16 protein-coding genes and 1 riboswitch are annotated in these 17,131 nt (G+C 42.3%); of the genes, 6 read left to right on the top strand and 10 right to left on the bottom strand.

Features of this window, described 5'->3' with window-relative positions; genetic code table 11:
• Positions 1-9: 9 nt before the first annotated feature.
• From AOG27_RS16620 to AOG27_RS16595, 6 genes are all read right to left on the bottom strand, one after another.
• Positions 10-792, bottom strand: a complete 783-nt coding sequence (locus tag AOG27_RS16620; protein WP_054554134.1) for a thiazole synthase — start codon at positions 790-792, stop codon at positions 10-12.
• 1 nt (position 793) lies between these two features.
• Positions 794-991 (bottom strand): sulfur carrier protein ThiS, encoded by a 198-nt coding sequence (gene thiS / locus AOG27_RS16615; protein WP_054554133.1) that lies wholly within the window; start codon positions 989-991, stop codon positions 794-796.
• 8 nt (positions 992-999) lie between these two features.
• Positions 1,000-2,004, bottom strand: coding sequence for an FAD-dependent oxidoreductase (locus AOG27_RS16610; RefSeq protein WP_054554132.1), 1,005 nt, complete (start codon positions 2,002-2,004; stop codon positions 1,000-1,002).
• A 73-nt stretch (positions 2,005-2,077) separates the two neighbouring features.
• Complete coding sequence (gene thiC / locus AOG27_RS16605; protein WP_054554131.1) at positions 2,078-4,030, bottom strand: phosphomethylpyrimidine synthase ThiC; 1,953 nt, start codon at positions 4,028-4,030, stop codon at positions 2,078-2,080.
• Positions 4,031-4,175: 145 nt separating this feature from the next.
• Positions 4,176-4,277, bottom strand: a riboswitch (TPP riboswitch).
• A 64-nt stretch (positions 4,278-4,341) separates the two neighbouring features.
• On the bottom strand, positions 4,342-4,743 hold the full coding sequence (locus AOG27_RS16600; RefSeq protein WP_054554130.1) for an META domain-containing protein: 402 nt from the start codon (positions 4,741-4,743) through the stop codon (positions 4,342-4,344).
• 124 nt (positions 4,744-4,867) lie between these two features.
• Positions 4,868-5,257 (bottom strand): acyl-CoA thioesterase, encoded by a 390-nt coding sequence (locus tag AOG27_RS16595; RefSeq protein WP_054554129.1) that lies wholly within the window; start codon positions 5,255-5,257, stop codon positions 4,868-4,870.
• Between the two features lie 123 nt (positions 5,258-5,380).
• Here AOG27_RS16595 and AOG27_RS16590 point away from each other — a divergent pair, with 123 nt between their 5' ends.
• Positions 5,381-7,480, top strand: coding sequence for a TonB-dependent receptor (locus tag AOG27_RS16590; protein ID WP_054554128.1), 2,100 nt, complete (start codon positions 5,381-5,383; stop codon positions 7,478-7,480).
• A 68-nt stretch (positions 7,481-7,548) separates the two neighbouring features.
• Here the strand turns inward: AOG27_RS16590 and epmA are convergent, their stop codons facing one another.
• A complete protein-coding gene (epmA, locus tag AOG27_RS16585; protein WP_054554127.1) occupies positions 7,549-8,523 on the bottom strand; it encodes an elongation factor P--(R)-beta-lysine ligase in 975 nt (324 codons plus the stop codon).
• Positions 8,524-8,590: 67 nt separating this feature from the next.
• Positions 8,591-9,157 carry an elongation factor P gene (gene efp / locus AOG27_RS16580; protein ID WP_054554126.1) on the bottom strand — a complete coding sequence of 189 codons (567 nt, stop codon included), beginning with the start codon at positions 9,155-9,157 and terminating at the stop codon, positions 8,591-8,593.
• 41 nt (positions 9,158-9,198) lie between these two features.
• Between efp and epmB the strand changes: the two genes are divergently transcribed.
• Positions 9,199-10,212, top strand: coding sequence for an EF-P beta-lysylation protein EpmB (gene epmB, locus AOG27_RS16575; RefSeq protein WP_054554125.1), 1,014 nt, complete (start codon positions 9,199-9,201; stop codon positions 10,210-10,212).
• Between the two features lie 3 nt (positions 10,213-10,215).
• On the opposite strand, the gene AOG27_RS16570 is transcribed toward epmB, so the two are convergent.
• Positions 10,216-10,428: a hypothetical protein gene (locus tag AOG27_RS16570; RefSeq protein ID WP_054554124.1), complete on the bottom strand. Its 213-nt coding sequence runs from the start codon at positions 10,426-10,428 to the stop codon at positions 10,216-10,218.
• Positions 10,429-10,500: 72 nt separating this feature from the next.
• Between AOG27_RS16570 and AOG27_RS16565 the strand changes: the two genes are divergently transcribed.
• The 3 genes from AOG27_RS16565 (at position 10,501) to AOG27_RS16555 (ending at position 12,970) form a co-directional block, all read left to right on the top strand.
• The gene (locus AOG27_RS16565; protein WP_054554123.1) at positions 10,501-10,791 is read left to right on the top strand and encodes a hypothetical protein; all 291 of its coding nucleotides are present in this window, start codon (positions 10,501-10,503) and stop codon (positions 10,789-10,791) included.
• A 177-nt stretch (positions 10,792-10,968) separates the two neighbouring features.
• Positions 10,969-11,856, top strand: a complete 888-nt coding sequence (locus AOG27_RS16560) for an NTP transferase domain-containing protein (RefSeq protein ID WP_054554122.1) — start codon at positions 10,969-10,971, stop codon at positions 11,854-11,856.
• Between the two features lie 37 nt (positions 11,857-11,893).
• Positions 11,894-12,970, top strand: a complete 1,077-nt coding sequence (locus tag AOG27_RS16555; protein WP_054554121.1) for a phosphotransferase enzyme family protein — start codon at positions 11,894-11,896, stop codon at positions 12,968-12,970.
• 142 nt (positions 12,971-13,112) lie between these two features.
• Here the strand turns inward: AOG27_RS16555 and polA are convergent, their stop codons facing one another.
• Positions 13,113-15,848 carry a DNA polymerase I gene (polA, locus tag AOG27_RS16550; RefSeq protein WP_054554120.1) on the bottom strand — a complete coding sequence of 912 codons (2,736 nt, stop codon included), beginning with the start codon at positions 15,846-15,848 and terminating at the stop codon, positions 13,113-13,115.
• A gap of 511 nt (positions 15,849-16,359) precedes the next feature.
• Between polA and elbB the strand changes: the two genes are divergently transcribed.
• Positions 16,360-17,010, top strand: coding sequence for an isoprenoid biosynthesis glyoxalase ElbB (elbB, locus tag AOG27_RS16545; protein WP_054554119.1), 651 nt, complete (start codon positions 16,360-16,362; stop codon positions 17,008-17,010).
• Positions 17,011-17,131 lie beyond the last annotated feature (121 nt).

Raw genomic sequence — 17,131 nt, 5'->3', positions numbered from 1 at the left:
CCTCACATTTTATTCTTGATGCCAAAATGGCATTCCAAGCGTCGGCGTTGATGGGCTTGCTACGTCTTTCTCTGGCATCGCTTTAGCCACATAGCTAGATCGCCCCGCTTCAACCGCACTCTTAAACGCTTTACTCATCGTTACTGGGCAACCTGCACCTGCAATTGCCGAATTTAATAATACGGCATCATACCCTAATTCAAGCGCTTGACAGGCATGAGATGGTAAACCTAAGCCCGCATCAACAATTAAAGTATGGTTTGGCAAGCGCTCACGGATCATTTTTAAGTTATAAGGATTCAGCAAGCCTTTGCCTGTGCCAATCGGTGCGCCCCAAGGCATAAGTACTTCGCAGCCTAAATCAGCGAGGCGCTGACACAGCACTAAATCATCTGTGCAATAAGGTAAAACTTTAAAGCCATCGGCCAATAAAATTTTAGTGGCTTCGAGCAGTGCGAATGGATCTGGCTGTAAATTATATTCGTCACCAATCAACTCTAACTTGATCCAATCAGTGGCAAACACTTCGCGGCACATTTGTGCCAAGGTCACTGCTTCTTTCACACTATGGCAACCCGCCGTATTTGGCAGCACCTTTAACCCGGTGTTTTTTATCAATTGCCAAAAATCATCACCCGCAGCAGCGCTTTGCTGACGTCTTAATGAAACCGTGACAATCTCAGCCTGTGAGGCCACTATCGACTCTGTCATAACACTTGGCGAAGGGTACAGTGCTGAGCCAATCAGTAAACGACTCGTAAATTGCTCACCATAAACTGAAAAACTATCCATCTTAGCCTCCTTGAATTGGCGACAATAGCTCAATGCTGTCGCCTTCATTGAGGGGTTTAGCATCGCATTGGCTGCGCGGTACAAAGTCACCATTAACGGCAACGGCAAATGGAGGTCTTGCGCCAAACTGGCTCAACGCCTGAGTGAGCGATGTATTGTCGTTCACTGTAACTGACTGACCATTAATTAAAATATTCATTTTTATCCTTAAGCAATTAAGCTCACTGCATCATCAACCACTTTAGGTGCGAGTAGATAGCCATGACGATACAAGCCATTAATACTGATCACTCGACCTTGTTTTGTGACTTTCGGGCGGTTGTCTGCAAACGCTGGACGAAGCCCTGATTGCAAGCTCTCGATACGCCCTTCAGCAAAGCCGCTATGCACGGTATAAGCAGCAGACAATAACTCCAGCGCCGAGCGCACGGTGACTTTACCGCAGTCTTGCGATTCGATTTCAGTCGCACCAATCACAAATTGATGATTTGGCTTAGGAGCAATATAAATTGGGTAACGCGGATGCATCAGCCGTATTGGTCTGGTTAGGTTCACCTCAGGTGCATATAAACGCGCCACCTCCCCTCTGACTCCGCGAAGTAAGGGTTCAGCCTGTTTTGCACCTAAGCCGCGGCAATCAAATACATAATCAAAGCTTTGGCCATTCACTTGATGGGCGTTCAATTCAACTTTACAGCCAAAGTTAAATTGCACTCCTTGCGAGGTAAGCTTTTTAAAACTAGCGCTATAAAATGCCTGATTATCGAGTTGCCCTTCACAAGGTAAATACACACCTTGATGGAAACGCCCAGCTAGTTCTGGTTCAAGATCAGCAATTTGAGTACCAACCAATGCCTGTGCCTGATAGCTTTCAAGCGGTTTTAAGCGGCTCACAAAACTTTGTAAATCGCCCTTATCTTGCTGATGAGCAACCACTAAACTGCCTGTTTGTTGAAAATACACAGCGTCATCGAGCTCACTTAAAATTTGCTGCCAACGAGTGATGCTATTAAGCCCTTGTAGAGCTAAATCCTGTTCACACAAGACTGATTCTGCAAGGGGGGCTAACATCGCTGCAGCAACGCTGCCGGCACTGTTGCTAGCATGTTCATCATCTTGCTCAAACACACTTAACTGATGCTCTTTAGCAAGTGCCAATGCAGTTAAACGGCCAGTTAAACCAAAGCCCAGTATCGCTATCTTTAAAGACATAAACTTTCTAGGCGCTAGGCTCTAGGCCCTAAGTAAAAACCCAGAGCCTATCGCTGATGCCTAGCTCCATCAATTAAACGGCTTTGTGGTAAATCTCAGAGCCTGTTTTTTTGAACTCGTCTGATTTCGCTTTCATTTCGGCTTCAACATCGACCATTTTGATTTCGATAGCATCGCCTACGTTATTTGGATCAATGCCTCTTGCTTCAAGATCTTTGGCGTAATCACGTACTTCTTGAGTGATCTTCATCGAGCAGAACTTAGGGCCACACATTGAGCAAAAATGTGCAATCTTGCCTGATTCTTGTGGCAGTGTTTCGTCGTGATATTCGCGGGCGCGTTCTGGGTCTAAACCTAGGTTAAATTGGTCGTGCCAACGGAACTCAAAGCGTGCTTTTGATAATGCATTGTCACGCTCTTGCGCACCCGGGTGGCCTTTTGCCAAATCGGCAGCATGAGCAGCAATCTTGTAGGTGATTAAACCTTCTTTAACGTCTTCTTTGTTTGGTAAGCCTAAATGCTCTTTAGGGGTTACATAACAAAGCATAGCGCAGCCGTACCAAGCAATTTGCGCAGCGCCAATACCTGATGTGAAGTGATCGTACCCCGGTGCAATATCCGTGGTTAATGGACCAAGAGTATAAAACGGTGCTTCTTCACAGTGTTTTAGCTGCTCTTCCATGTTCTCTTTGATCATATGCATTGGCACATGGCCTGGGCCTTCGATGAACACTTGCACATCATGTTTCCAAGCAAGTTTTGTCAGCTCACCTAGAGTGCGTAATTCGCTGAATTGGGCTTCGTCATTAGCATCAGCAATAGAGCCTGGGCGCAGACCATCACCTAATGAAAAACACACATCATACTGTTTTAAAATTTCACAGATTTCTTCAAAGTGCGTGTATAAGAAGTTTTCTTTATGGTGCGCTAAACACCATTTCGCCATGATTGAGCCACCACGCGAAACAATACCGGTAACACGCTTTGCCGTCATTGGCACGTAACGCAGCAATACCCCAGCATGAATAGTAAAGTAATCAACACCTTGTTCTGCTTGTTCAATCAAGGTATCGCGGAAAATCTCCCACGTTAGGTCTTCAGCCACACCGTTTACTTTTTCAAGCGCTTGATAGATTGGTACGGTACCAATTGGTACTGGCGAATTACGTACCACCCACTCACGGGTTTCGTGAATGTAGCGACCCGTTGATAAGTCCATTACCGTGTCGGCGCCCCAACGAGTCGACCACACCATTTTTTCTACTTCTTCTTCAATTGATGAAGTCACCGACGAATTACCAATATTCGCGTTCACCTTAACTAAGAAGTTTCGGCCAATGATCATCGGCTCAGTTTCCGGGTGGTTGATGTTGTTAGGAAGCACAGCGCGACCACGGGCAATTTCATCACGCACAAATTCAGGGGTAATAAAATCAGGAATACTAGCGCCAAACGATTCGCCTTTGTGCTGGGCTGCAAGTAACTCTTCACGAATTTTAGCGCGTCCCATGTTTTCACGAATTGCGACATATTCCATTTCAGGCGTTACAATACCTTGTCGCGCATAATGCATTTGCGTTACGTTTTTGCCTGCTTTTGCACGGCGGATCTTTGGTAGATGTTCAAAGCGGATATGATCTAACCCTTCATCTGCCATTCGCTGTTGAGAAAACTGCGAAGTCACTGAGTCTAAAATTTCAGTGTCGCCACGGCTTTCAATCCACTTTTCACGGTATTTCTCAAGGCCCTTGCGCACATCAAGTTTAAAATCTGGGTCAGTGTATGGGCCCGAGGTATCGTAAACACGAATTGGTGCGTTAGATTCAAATACAGGGTTCTCTTCAGTGCCACCGATAAAGGTATCGCTGAGGGTGATTTCACGCATCCCTACTCGTACATTGTCTTGTGTACCTTCTACATAAACTTTATGAGAATTAGGAAAGGGTTGACCCGTTAAGTTATAAATATAATCTGATGCTGCCGCGCGGACTTCGCGGCGAGATGGTTTAGTTGTTGTGTTTGACATGACTTACCTCATTGCTTTAAGGGTTGTCTTGTCAGATATTGCAAATGCAATAGAGAGTGGCAAACGCCATTGGATCGTTAATAAGCTAAATGCTTACTAGTGCAGCCTGTGCCACTTATGCCCCATAAATTTGGCGCACAAGCGCCCAGTAAGGCAGCTTGTTCCCTACGCAGGTGTTAGCCTGATCAGGTTCACGGATCCCGCTTTCGCGATCTCAGCCTTGTTAAAGGCACTCCGACAAGTATAAATTCGTTTCTTTTAAAACGCTCTGAGTGTACGTCAGTTAAAAAATTGCTGCAAGCTAAGCCACTTTAGTTTTTTGCAATGAAGGTAAAGTGATGCTCGCCTTGCAGAGTTAGTTTCTCACCTGTTAGCGTAATTGCCGCACCTTCTTTTAGCGCTGACAATAATTGCTGCTCAAGCTCATTAACTTGCTCGCCACATGATTTACGAGTCATACCTAACTTATTTACCGTTAGCGTATCTTCGCTGAGCGCACCTTCACCAAAAAATTTATTACAGCCAGCAAAGCCGTTAACCTGCATCGCTTCTATAAAGCGTATAGAGGCTTTTTGAGATACAGGAATAGCTAAACCATTCACTTTTGATAATTGCCACTGTGTATATTTTAATTGCTCACTAGTGACTGTCCCTGTCGATGAGCAGCCCATGCAAAATAATACAAAAAGAAGAGGCAAGGCTACTAACTTCATATTTTTTAACTATTCAAATTTCAATGTAGTAATAATAACAACATTTAACGCAATTGATCGTTAAAAAAACATGTTTTATCTGTAAAAAATTGTTCTAAGTTAGCTTATCAAAGAACAACGCAGACTATTTGAATAAGTTATCGACTTCTTCTGGTAAAAAAGGACGACCTTTTTCATTTACTGACGTGCCAATCACTAACGCTTGTAGCATCACTTTATCATCATGTTTGCGATACACTGTTTGCCTAAAAGCAAACTTTAATCGGCTGATACGCTCGGGCTCAACGGCAACGTAAAATTCATCACCCGGCATAAGTGATGCCTTGTAATCCATTTCGCTACGCAGTACGACAAGGTTTACTTTTTCTCTTGCGAGCTTTGCAAAATCGATACCTTGGGCATGTAAAAACTCATGGCGTGCATGTTCTAAATAATTAAAATAAACACTGTTGTTTACAATTCCTTGTAAATCACACTCATAATCACGCACTTTAAAGTCTACTTTAAAGGTCATAGTCGTATTCCTAATCAATTTACGTATAATTGCCTGCGTTTATATCATAAAAATTGATTTTATAGCCATTTGGCTAGCTAGGTTGCTAGAATAGCAGTCCCGAAAATGGAGTTAAGAATCCGCATGAAACGACGTTTATCATTATTATCTGCTGCCATCCTGCCTTTATTCGCAGCATCTTCGATTGCTTACGCTGAAGACGGTGAGCTTGAAAAAATTGAAGTTACCGGTGATTTCAAAAGAGAAAGCATTCAAACCCTTAGTGCCAGCGCAAGCTTGTTTTCAGATCATGAAATCAATCAACGCGGTGCAAAGTTTTTAGATGAGATGCTTGCTAGTGCAGCGAATGTAAACTTTACCTCAGGGGCATCTCGTGGTCGTTTCGTGCAAATTCGTGGTGTCGGTTTACGCTCACAGTTTGTTGACCCTATTAATCCTTCGGTTGGCTTAGTGATCGACGGTATTAACTACTCTGGTTTAGGCGGCAGTTCACTGTTATTTGATATCGACCAAGTTGAAATTTATCGCGGCCCACAAGGAACTCGCTTTGGTGCTGATGCCTTAGCTGGCATGATTCAAATGGAATCTGCAACCCCCACTCTTGACCCAAGTGTGAAAATACAATTAGGTGCGGGCAACTACAACAGCTATGAAGCAGGTATTGCCGCAGGTACCGGTATTACCGACGACACAGCAGTACGCGCTAGTATTTATCAACGTGAATCGGATGGGTATGTAGAAAACCGTTATTTAGGCAAAGATACCCAGCAACAAGACGAGCTTGTCTCTCGCTTTAAATTATACAGTCAATTAACCGACCATCTGCGTACTGAACTGAATGTACATTACATCGATATAAATAACGGCTATGACGCATTCACATTAGATAACAGCCGTTACAGTGTTGCTGATGAACCAGGCCAAGACAACCAAGAAAGCATTGCGGTTGGCCTAGCAAACATATACACCGGCTTTGACTTTTTTGATGTTAGCTTAAACCTATCTGGTATCGACAGCGAGCTGTTATACAGCTATGACGAAGACTGGGTGTGTAATGATGAAACTCAACCTGAATTATGTGCTGCTGGCTTGCATGATTGGGGCTATAGCTCAACAGATGCTTACTTTCGCGATCGCCAAGATCAAGCGGCTGAGCTGCAATTTAGTGGTAAATCTGGCGAGTGGGTCGCAGGCATTTACTATCAAGGCCGCGAAGTTGACTTAGAACGTCAATACACTTGGCTGGCACAACCATTTGCATCTAATTATGAAACCAGCAATATTGCTGCATATGGTCAATTAGCAACACCTATCGGCCCAAAAACAACCTTAATTACGGGTTTGCGTGTTGAGCAGTATCAGGGCGACTACACCGACAACAACGGTTTTATTGAAGAAACGGATGATGTCATGGTGGGCGGTAAGCTTGCACTTGAATACCAAGTGATTGATCGCACCATGATCTACACCAGCATTACTCGTGGCTATAAAGCTGGCGGTATTAACTCTGAAGCTTTAGCAAAAGCAAAAGACGAAGGCTTAAACCTAGATGCTGATTTCTTTGCTAATCACACATCATTTGCCCCTGAATACCTATGGAGCGGTGAGTTTGGTGTGAAAGGCAGCTCTTTGGACGATAAGTTTGTGTTACGTCTTGCCGCTTTCTACATGTACCGCGAAGATATGCAGTTAAAATCGTGGCAAGTTGAAGGTCAAAAATTCACAGGCTATATCGATAACGCAAGCTCTGGTGAAAACTACGGTTTAGAAATTGAAGGCAGCTTCCAAGCAACTGACAATTTACTACTAACGGGTAGTGCAGGTTATCTACATACAGAAATCAATGACTTTGTTGCGCAATCAGGCCTAGATCAAGATGGTCGAGATCAAGCACAAGCTCCTAAATACCAATATGCATTCACTGCGCGTTATAACTTTACGCCAGCACTTTATGCATCAATTGGAGTAGAAGGCAAAGACGATTACTACTTCTCTGATAGCCATAACTCAAAAGCACCTAGCAGCAACTTAGTGAATGCTTCATTTGGTTATGAAAGTGATAATTGGAGCATTAATGCATGGGCACGTAACTTATTTGATGAAGACGTACCAACCCGTGGTTTTGAGTTTGGTAACGATCCATTAGACGGTTACACCACTCATACATACACACAGCTTGGCGAACCTATGGTTGCCGGTGTGACATTTATTTACGAGCTATAAGCAATTAGGTGCTAGGTTTTTTACCTAGCACCCAAACACCTAGAGCCTAGAGCCTAGAGCCAAATAAGTTAAGCCCTTTCAACATCAAAGGCGAGTACGTCTTTAATCTTTTGCTTATTCGTTGCCAGCATAATGAGTCGATCTATACCCAGTGCGACACCCGCACATTGTGGTAAGCCATGCTCTAGTGCAGCTATTAAACGCTCATCCATTGGCACTTGCTTTAAGCCATTTGCTTCACGGTACTGATTATCTTCACTAAAACGAGCTGCTTGCTCTTTGCCATTGGTCAGCTCATTAAAGCCGTTTGCAAGTTCCATATTTTTAAAATATAACTCAAAGCGCCCAGCTACTCGCTCATCGTGCTGACAAATTTGGGCAAGCGCTGCTTGCGAAGCTGGAAAATGATAAACGAAACAAGGCTTTTCTTGGCCAATCGTTGGTTCAACCTTCATACAAAATAATAGCTGTAACAAGGTATCGCGATGCGTTTCATTCGCGGCAATATCGGCAAAGCCCTGCTCCTTTGCTAGTTGCTGTAATGTGCTGATATCAGCAGTTAAAGGGTCTACACCTAAGGCGTTCATAAAGGCTTGCTGATAAGTGAGTCGCTCAGCGCTTTCTACGCCAAGCACCAATTGCATAAGCTCATCCATTTCATCCATAAGCGCAAATTCATCAAAACCCGGACGATACCACTCAAGCATTGTAAATTCAGGATTATGATGACTACCCGCCTCTTCATTACGAAAAGCTTTGCATAGCTGGAAAATAGCCCCAGAGCCTGCAGCAAGTAAACGCTTCATGGCAAACTCAGGTGACGTTTGCAAATAAAGTGGTAAGCCACCAGCATGACCTGGACCAACAAACTCGGTACTAAATGTCGCTAAATGCACATCGGTTACACTGGCCGCGCTTAAGCTTGGCGTTTCAACCTCCATAACATCACGTGCATAAAAGAACTCGCGAATACGACGGATGATAGCGGCACGCTCTCGTAAAGTTTCAATATCGGCGCTTGGTTGCCAAAGGCCATTAGACATAAAGTGTTTCCCAAAAAAAATCCCAGCAGAAGCTGGGATTTTATAATAAATTGCTTAACAATGCCTATTACTTAACACGGCTCACGTATTCACCGCTACGAGTATCAACTTTGATCACTTCGCCGATTTGTACGAATAGAGGAACACGAACAACAGCACCTGTGCTTAATGTTGCTGGTTTACCGCCAGTACCCGCTGTATCACCTTTTAGACCTGGATCTGTTTCAGTGATTTCTAATTCAACGAAGTTTGGTGGAGTAACGGCGATTGGGCTACCATTCCAAAGCGTGATAGTACAAACGTCATTTTCAACTAACCATTTTGCATTGTCGCCAAGCGCTTTTTCGTCAGCAGCGATTTGCTCAAATGTTTCGTTGTTCATGAAGTGCCAGAACTCACCGTCAGTGTATAGATACGCTAAATCTGTATCCATTACGTCTGCACCTTCAACTGATTCACCTGACTTGAATGTTTTTTCTAGTACTTTACCTGTGATAAGTTTACGAATACGAACACGGTTAAACGCCTGGCCTTTACCTGGTTTTACCATTTCATTTTCTAAGATGCTGCAAGGTTCGCCGTCTAACATAATTTTTAGGCCGCCCTTGAACTCATTGGTGCTATAATTCGCCATCGTTTCCTCTGTCTAAATAATTTCGAGTAATCTACGTGTCAATGATACAAAGAAATGAAGTAAATTTGCATAAAAACTGGCAAAAAGAATTGGCAAATGTTGTCACTTGTCCTGAACGCTTGCTAGAAATGCTAGGATTATCAAGCAAAGTAGACGAAAAAGACCTCAAAGCACGCAGTCTTTTTCCTGTACGCGTGCCGCTGCCATTTATCAAAAAAATGCGTTATGGCGACATAAACGACCCTCTTTTGCTGCAAGTGATGCCCAGGCACCAAGAGTTTTTAGCAAAAACAGGTTACGACAAAGACCCTCTAAAAGAGCAAGATAACAACCAACCTGGCTTGTTACACAAGTATCGCTCTCGCGTTTTAGTAATGTTTAAAACCGGTTGTGCCGTAAATTGCCGTTATTGCTTTAGACGCCATTTTCCTTATCAAGAAAACCAATTAAACAAACGCAGTTTAATTGATGCACTGGCTTATATAAAAGCCGACAACAACATCAACGAAGTCATTTTAAGTGGTGGCGATCCATTGATGGCTAAAGACGATGCTGTTAGTTGGTTTATGGATGAGTTAGAGCAACTTCCGCAAATTAAACGCATGCGTATTCACAGCCGCTTACCTGTGGTGATCCCTGCAAGAATTACCGATGAGCTATGTGCACGCTTTGCTGCATCGCCCTTAAAGGTGGTGTTTATAAATCATATCAATCACGCTAACGAAATTGATGATGACTTTAAAGCGGCCATGCAAAAGTTAAAAGCTGCAGGGGTGACGTTACTAAATCAGGCGGTGTTACTAAAAGATGTAAATGATTCTGTCGAGTCGCAAGTTGCACTAAGTGAGGCTCTGTTTGAGGCAGATATACTTCCTTACTACTTACATCTACTAGATAAAGTTGAGGGTGCTAGCCATTTTGATATAGCTGAGAGTCAGGCACGGGAAATCGTAACGGCTATGCTGGCAGCATTGCCGGGGTTCTTGGTTCCTAAGTTGGTGCGTGAGATCGGCGGCGAAAAAAGTAAAACGCCTATCGATCTCAATCTAGTTTAACAACTAAACGTATACGTTTACGTTGTTACCTAGTGTCGCAGTTACCGACTTAGCAGGTGTTTGTGCAGCACTGGTATTCATTGCTGCGCCTTCGATAAGTGCAAGTGCCGCAGCACCATCAGCCTTTTGCTGTTTTTTAGCAAGTGATGCGCTGTAAACTTCTGCGCTTTCGCCACCGCCACTCATAGCTGGTAAGCTTGATCCTGATATATTCATAGTTCATTACCTGACTTTTTATGACAATCCACGTACTATATCGGCATTGCAGTCTAAAGCTTTAGGAAAAAAATGGATTCAATTATTGAACAACTCAATGCTAACCTAAAAATCGTTTATCGTCAGGCACTTGATGCTGATAAAAAATTAGATGATTTACAGCAGCAAGGCCATGGCAAATTCAAAGCCTTATTTGCAAAAGATGCTGGCTTTGATTTTGAAGCGAAACGCTTTAAACCTTACGTTCTCGATGTTGCAGCTGATGTAGAAAGCTTAAGCAACGACGGTATGGACGAAGAAAAGCTGAAAAAAACCGTTATTAAACTGCAACAGTTATTACAGTTGCTAGCAACCTTCAAATAAACACTTAATCACTACAACGTGCTGATGATTTTTGAGGAGCACTGAGCTCTACTTTGTGCCCTCTTAAATCTCTCTTAACATAGTGCTTTTTAATACTTACAATCCTTATTAACAGCCGTTGCTCGAATATCAAAGGTTCTGGTACACTTTTCCTTTGTTCATCTTATTACTCGCGCAATGACTCATCATTCTCTAACCTTAATCGTATTAGCTGGCGGACTCGGTAGTCGCTTTGGTGGAAACAAACAAATTGCTGATATTCCAGGTCTTAACAGTACTATTATGGAACTAAGTATTCGAGATGCTGTTCAAGTAGGTGTAACTCAAGCTGTTATCATCATAAATGCTAATATTCGAGCCGAATTTGAAGCAAGAATTTTACCCCGTTTGCCTAAATCACTTGAAGTTATCTTAGTTAATCAAGAAATCACTGCAATTCCAGAAAAGTATCTTTCTTTAGCTAAAGAGCGGCAAAAGCCTTGGGGAACAGGCCACGCTCTTTTATGTGCAAAACCCTATGTAAAGAACCCTGCAATTGTAATTACAGCCGATGATTATTATGGGGCCTCTTCGTTTAAAATTATCGCCGAACATTTTAAGCGTAGTAATGATTGGGCTATGGTTGGTTACCCTGTAGTTGATACTTTATCGACTCAAGGAGGGGTCAATCGCGGAGTGTGTAGCATCGATGAGCAACAACATTTAATCGATGTTGTTGAATATCTTGATATCAAGCTAGAGCAAGATATTTTGTTAGGTAATAACTCTCTAGGTGAGCGTCAGAGTATTGCTAAGGAAGCTCTTGGTTCAATGAGTTTTTGGGGGATTACAGATGATTTATTCATGGTTCTAGAAAAGGGCTTTGTACAGTTTTTAGAAAATACTGACAACGGTGTCACGAAAGAGTATTATTTACCAAATCAGATACAACTTGCGATTAAAGATTACAATCAAACTGTCGCCGTTTATACCGCACAAGAGCCATGGTACGGCGTAACCTACAAAGCTGAATTGGATGCAATAGCAAGTACATTACGTCAGTTACGCCTCGGGCTTAATGAATAAATCTACACCTCTTCTTACAAAAAGTAATGGAAAATTAATGAAGTCGAATCCTGTTGCAACTTATCTTTCTGAGCATTTTGGCTTAAGTTCAGATCACGTGACACTGAAACCTATTGGCAACGGCCATATAAACACAACGATGCTTCTTAAGTCACAAGATAATGCTGTCGTTGTGCAAAAACTAAATACTGATGTATTTCCTAACCCTGAGCAGCTTGTAGAGAATGCAAGGCTTATCGAAAAGCACCTAAACGACAAACATGTGAAAGGTGAATATAGTCTCGAGATTATTCGTCATGTACCGACAATAAAAAATGATTTTTTGGTGGAATGTGACCAAGGCGTGTGGCGTGCACTCGAATTTATTGGCGGCAGTTACAGTGAGGATGTTGTAGCAAACATCTCTCAAGCACAAACTGCGGCCAATGCATTTGGTCAATTTGCGCTTGCTTTACAAGACTTTCAGGCTGAGCAACTACATCATGTTATCCCAGATTTTCATAATTTAGCAATGCGTTTTGATGCTTTCAGAAAAGCAATCGAAAATGACCCTGTAAATCGTATCGAGCTTTGCCAACCAGATATCGAGTTCTGTTTAAATCAGCAATCGCTAATTGATGAACTACAGAAACTGGAAGGTAAGATCCCATTAAGACCCTGTCATAATGATACAAAAATCAATAACATGCTTTTTTGTAAAGATTCTGATGATGCAAAAGCAGTTATCGATTTAGATACCTGTATGCCTGGCTATTGGTTATTTGATTTTGGTGACATGGTGCGCACTTTCTGTTCACCTGAGCAAGAGGACTCAACTAACCTGAAAAATGTAACAGTTCGCGAAGAAATTTTTGCAGCTATTGTTAAGGGCTATGTAGAACCATTAAAAAATGTAATCACTGATGCAGAAAAAGAGAGCTTTTGGCTTGGCACAAAAGTAATGACATTTATGATTGGCTTGCGCTTTCTTACTGATTTTATTGATGGTGACAATTACTTTGCGACTAAACATGCTCACCATAATCTCGAACGAGCCCGAAACCAGTTCGCACTGTATCGCGATATTCTTGAAAAAGAGAATACCCTAAAAGCTATTTTAGAAATAAATAAGTAACGAGCTTACAATTAAAGTTTGGGGTTAAACTTTTGGAGCAATTTCACATCAAGCTATGGGGATGATAGGAGCTACCGACCACTCCTTAACTAATCAGACCGAGCCACTCGAATTGTTATATCGGTGGCTCTTAGTTTAGATATTAGTGAGCTTGTTGCCAGTTGTCACCGCTGTCGGCTTCAACAATCAGAGGCACATCAAGAGTAGCGGCTTCTGACATTAACTTACAAATTTCAGCTTTATAGTCGTCCACAGATTCTTCTTTAATTTCGAACACTAATTCATCGTGCACTTGCATGAGCAGCTTAACTGAACCTGCAGCTTGTGCGTTCACCCATTGATGAACTTTTAGCATCGCTTTTTTGATGATATCTGCAGCAGTCCCTTGCATTGGTGCGTTGATCGCAGCACGCTCAGCGGCTTTACGACGAGCACCGTTACGGGCATTGATTTCAGGTAAATGTAAGCGGCGGCCAAAAATCGTTTCTACATACCCTTTATCAGCTGCTTTTTCACGGGTTGTTTCCATGTACTCAAGTACGCCAGGGAAACGCTCGAAGTATTTATCAATATAATGCTGTGCTTCATGACGTGGTACATCTAATTGACGTGATAAACCAAACGCCGACATGCCATAAATTAAACCGAAGTTAACCGCTTTAGCTTTACGGCGCATATCGCTGGTAACCTCTTCAAGGCTAACCCCGAAGACTTCTGCCGCTGTTGCACTGTGAACATCTAAACCATTCGCAAAGGCAGTTAATAGGCCTTTATCTTGAGATAAATGCGCCATGATACGTAATTCAATTTGGCTGTAATCGGCAGCCACAATTTTATGGCCAGGTGCAGCAATAAAGGCTTCACGAATTCGACGGCCTTCTTCTGAACGAATTGGAATATTCTGTAAGTTAGGATCCGTTGAACTTAAACGACCTGTTGCTGTTACAGCTTGATGGTAAGAGGTATGCACTCGCTTAGTGCGCTCATCAACCATTAGCGGAAGTTTATCTGTGTAGGTTGATTTAAGTTTAGATAAACCACGGTGCTCAATAATCACTTTTGGTAACGGGTAATCATGAGCAAGTTCTTGTAACACCTCTTCTGCTGTCGAAGGTGCACCCTTAGGTGTTTTCTTGATAACAGGCAGCTCAAGTTTTTCAAACAAAATAGCTTGCAGTTGCTTAGGTGAGCCTAAGTTAAATTTTTCACCCGCAATATCATAAGCTTCTTGCTCAAGCTCTAACAGGCGTTCACCTAAACGTTGGCTATGAGCTGCTAGCATGTTGCTATCAATTGCAACACCAGTACGCTCAATATCAGAAAGCACTGTGACAAGTGGTAACTCAATCTCTTCGAATACCGATTTTAATTGGCTATCAGCATCAATTTTTGGCCATAATACTTGATGAAGACGTAGCGTTATATCGGCATCTTCAGCAGCATAAGGCGCCGCTTTTTCTAGCTCAATTTGATTAAACGTTAACTGCTTCTTACCTTTACCGGCAATATCTTCAAAGCTGATATTTTTGTGACCAAGGTATTTCAGTGCCAACGAGTCCATATCATGGCGGCTGCCTACACTATTAAATACATACGACTCCAGCATGGTGTCGTATTTAATGCCTTTTAATTCAAAACCTGCGTTAGCTAACACGCTTTTATCGTACTTAAGGTTTTGCCCCACTTTCGCTTTGTTTTCGTCAGCTAAGATTGGGCCAATTTTTGCCATTACGGTTTCTAAGCTTAATTGGTCAGGCGCATCAGGGTAATCGTGACCAACCGGAAGGTAAGCCGCTTCACCGGCTTTAACCGCAAAGCTCATACCAACCAATTGCGCTTGCATATAATCAAGGCTGGTTGTTTCAGTATCAAAAGCAAACAATTCGGCGTCATTTAACTGCGCCACTAAGGTATCAAGTTGCTCTTCAGTTAAGATTGTTTCGTAGTGTGCATCAGCAACTTTTGGTAGTTCGTTAGCTTCAGTTGGCACATCTAAATGCGTGTCAGCGTCTTTAGGGTTATCAAGTAGCTCAGCTAACCAACGGCGGAACTCACACTCACCATAAAGTGCAATCAATTCGTCACGATTAGGCTCTTGCAGCTTAAAGCTTTCAAGATCTGACTCAACCTCAACATCACACTTAATTGTTGCTAACTCATAGCTAAGTGGCAAATGATCAAGTGCTGTAGCAAGCTTTTCACCAATCTTGCCTTTTATTTCACCTGCATGATCAATGACACCTTGTAATGATCCATATTTTTGCAGCCACTTCACCGCTGTTTTTGGACCACAGCCATCAACACCTGGGATGTTATCGACTTTGTCACCCATTAGGGCAAGGTAATCAATGATCAATTCAGGACCAACGCCAAACTTCTCAACCACGGTTTCTGGATCTGAAATGCTATCTGTCATGGTATTGATCAGCGTAACATGCTCATTAACAAGCTGCGCCATATCTTTATCGCCAGTCGAGATCAGCACATGACGCTGCTGCTCTGAGGCTATTCGCGCAAACGTACCGATAACATCGTCAGCTTCAACACCTTCAATACTAATCAGTGGAAAACCCATTGCTTTAATAATGTTATGCAGTGGTGCGATCTGTGTGCGTAAATCATCCGGCATTGGCGGACGATTCGCTTTATATTCGCTGTACATATCATTTCTGAAGGTTTTACCCTTGGCATCAAATACCACCACCATGTGCGATGGATCATATTGCTTGATCAAACTCTTAAGCATATTAACTACGCCATAGATTGCGCCTGTCGCTTCACCTTTTGAGTTAGTAAGGTGCGGTGGCGAATGGTATGCACGGAATAAATAAGAAGAACCATCTACAAGAATAAGTGGATTTTCAGGGATCTGAGCCATGGTGAAATTGGATCCTAATTGAATAACATTAAATTGTTTGTAAGCATGCCATAAGGTCATGAAGAAAACGACTGTGAATTATTAACCAATAAAGCTTTATGACAGAGCAAGCTGTGGATAACTTTGTAGATAACAGACACAGTTAATTCTCCCAAAATGAAAAAAAATTTAGGAAAATTAGATAAGCTTATGTTTTTATTTAAAAAAGATATTACGGCGTTCTTTTTTTATTATTTTTGTCCGATGTGGAAAACGGTTTTAGTAGCGATAACCTTTTGCTTATTCGATACCGAATTAACATCCCTTTTCATAACCGGAGGAGTATTCTAGCATAATGGATCAAAGATCATAGCGATCCTTTATACTTTTTTTTTCGTTAGTAATTTATAAAAAGGCATAAACAGCTATTCATCATGCTTTGCGAGTTATCAAGCGACGAAAATTTTTTATTTTGTCGCCATGCTCGTATCCTTGTTAAACTTAAGCTAGTCGCATTAAGGAGAGTTCAAAAATGAAAAAAGTTGCTGTAATTTTAGCTGGTTGCGGTGTTTACGACGGCGCAGAAATCAATGAAGCCGTGTTAACCTTATTACATATCGCTAAAGCAGGCGCGAGCTATGAATGCTTCGCACCCGATATCGAACAAATGCACACCGTTAATCACCTAACAGGTGAAGAAATGACACCTAATCGTAATGTGCTAGTTGAAGCTGCACGTATTGCCCGCGGTGAAATTAAAGCGCTCACTGAGCTAAATGTAGATGAGTTCGATGCCTTGATCGTACCAGGTGGTTTTGGTGCCGCGAAAAACCTATCCGACTTTGCTGTGAAAGGTGCTGATGCACAAGTTCAAGGTGATGTACTGACAACAGCGAAGGCTTTTGTCGATGCCAACAAAGCAGCTGGTTATATATGTATTGCGCCTGCCATGCTGCCGCTTATTTATGGTAAAGGTGTAAAAACAACCATTGGGAGCGATGCAGAGACCGCCGCAGCTATAGAACAACTTGGTGGAGCACACCAAAGCTGTGCTGTGAACGATATCGTTGTTGATCAACAACATAAAGTGGTCACTACCCCAGCCTATATGTTGGCCCAAAGTATTTTAGATGCAGATGCGGGTATCGAAAAATTAGTTAACAAAGTATTAGAGCTTGCTTAAGCATCAAGCTAAGAGCCAGTATTTTATGCTGGCTTTTCTTGCGCTAACGCAAAAAAATGACGGTTTTTCTCAAGAAAAAGCCTTTTAGATCATTTTATAAATTGTGGCTTAGCGTTATAAT

The sequence above is a fragment of the Pseudoalteromonas lipolytica genome (genome assembly GCF_001306915.1).
Lineage (GTDB): Bacteria > Pseudomonadota > Gammaproteobacteria > Enterobacterales > Alteromonadaceae > Pseudoalteromonas > Pseudoalteromonas simplex.
Note: the sequence above shows the minus strand (reverse complement) of the source record. Positions and strands in the feature narration are given on the sequence as shown.

Coding starts and splice junctions, on each gene's coding strand:
- elbB (WP_054554119.1), top strand. CDS start 16,360: ATGAAAAAAGTTGCTGTAATTTTAGCTGGTTGCGGTGTTTACGACGGC.
- AOG27_RS16560 (WP_054554122.1), top strand. CDS start 10,969: ATGACTCATCATTCTCTAACCTTAATCGTATTAGCTGGCGGACTCGGT.
- AOG27_RS16555 (WP_054554121.1), top strand. CDS start 11,894: ATGAAGTCGAATCCTGTTGCAACTTATCTTTCTGAGCATTTTGGCTTA.
- efp (WP_054554126.1), bottom strand. CDS start 9,157: ATGGCGAATTATAGCACCAATGAGTTCAAGGGCGGCCTAAAAATTATG.
- AOG27_RS16595 (WP_054554129.1), bottom strand. CDS start 5,257: ATGACCTTTAAAGTAGACTTTAAAGTGCGTGATTATGAGTGTGATTTA.
- AOG27_RS16620 (WP_054554134.1), bottom strand. CDS start 792: ATGGATAGTTTTTCAGTTTATGGTGAGCAATTTACGAGTCGTTTACTG.
- AOG27_RS16610 (WP_054554132.1), bottom strand. CDS start 2,004: ATGTCTTTAAAGATAGCGATACTGGGCTTTGGTTTAACTGGCCGTTTA.
- polA (WP_054554120.1), bottom strand. CDS start 15,848: ATGGCTCAGATCCCTGAAAATCCACTTATTCTTGTAGATGGTTCTTCT.
- epmB (WP_054554125.1), top strand. CDS start 9,199: ATGATACAAAGAAATGAAGTAAATTTGCATAAAAACTGGCAAAAAGAA.
- AOG27_RS16565 (WP_054554123.1), top strand. CDS start 10,501: ATGGATTCAATTATTGAACAACTCAATGCTAACCTAAAAATCGTTTAT.
- AOG27_RS16590 (WP_054554128.1), top strand. CDS start 5,381: ATGAAACGACGTTTATCATTATTATCTGCTGCCATCCTGCCTTTATTC.
- AOG27_RS16570 (WP_054554124.1), bottom strand. CDS start 10,428: ATGAATATATCAGGATCAAGCTTACCAGCTATGAGTGGCGGTGGCGAA.
- epmA (WP_054554127.1), bottom strand. CDS start 8,523: ATGTCTAATGGCCTTTGGCAACCAAGCGCCGATATTGAAACTTTACGA.
- thiC (WP_054554131.1), bottom strand. CDS start 4,030: ATGTCAAACACAACAACTAAACCATCTCGCCGCGAAGTCCGCGCGGCA.
- AOG27_RS16600 (WP_054554130.1), bottom strand. CDS start 4,743: ATGAAGTTAGTAGCCTTGCCTCTTCTTTTTGTATTATTTTGCATGGGC.
- thiS (WP_054554133.1), bottom strand. CDS start 991: ATGAATATTTTAATTAATGGTCAGTCAGTTACAGTGAACGACAATACA.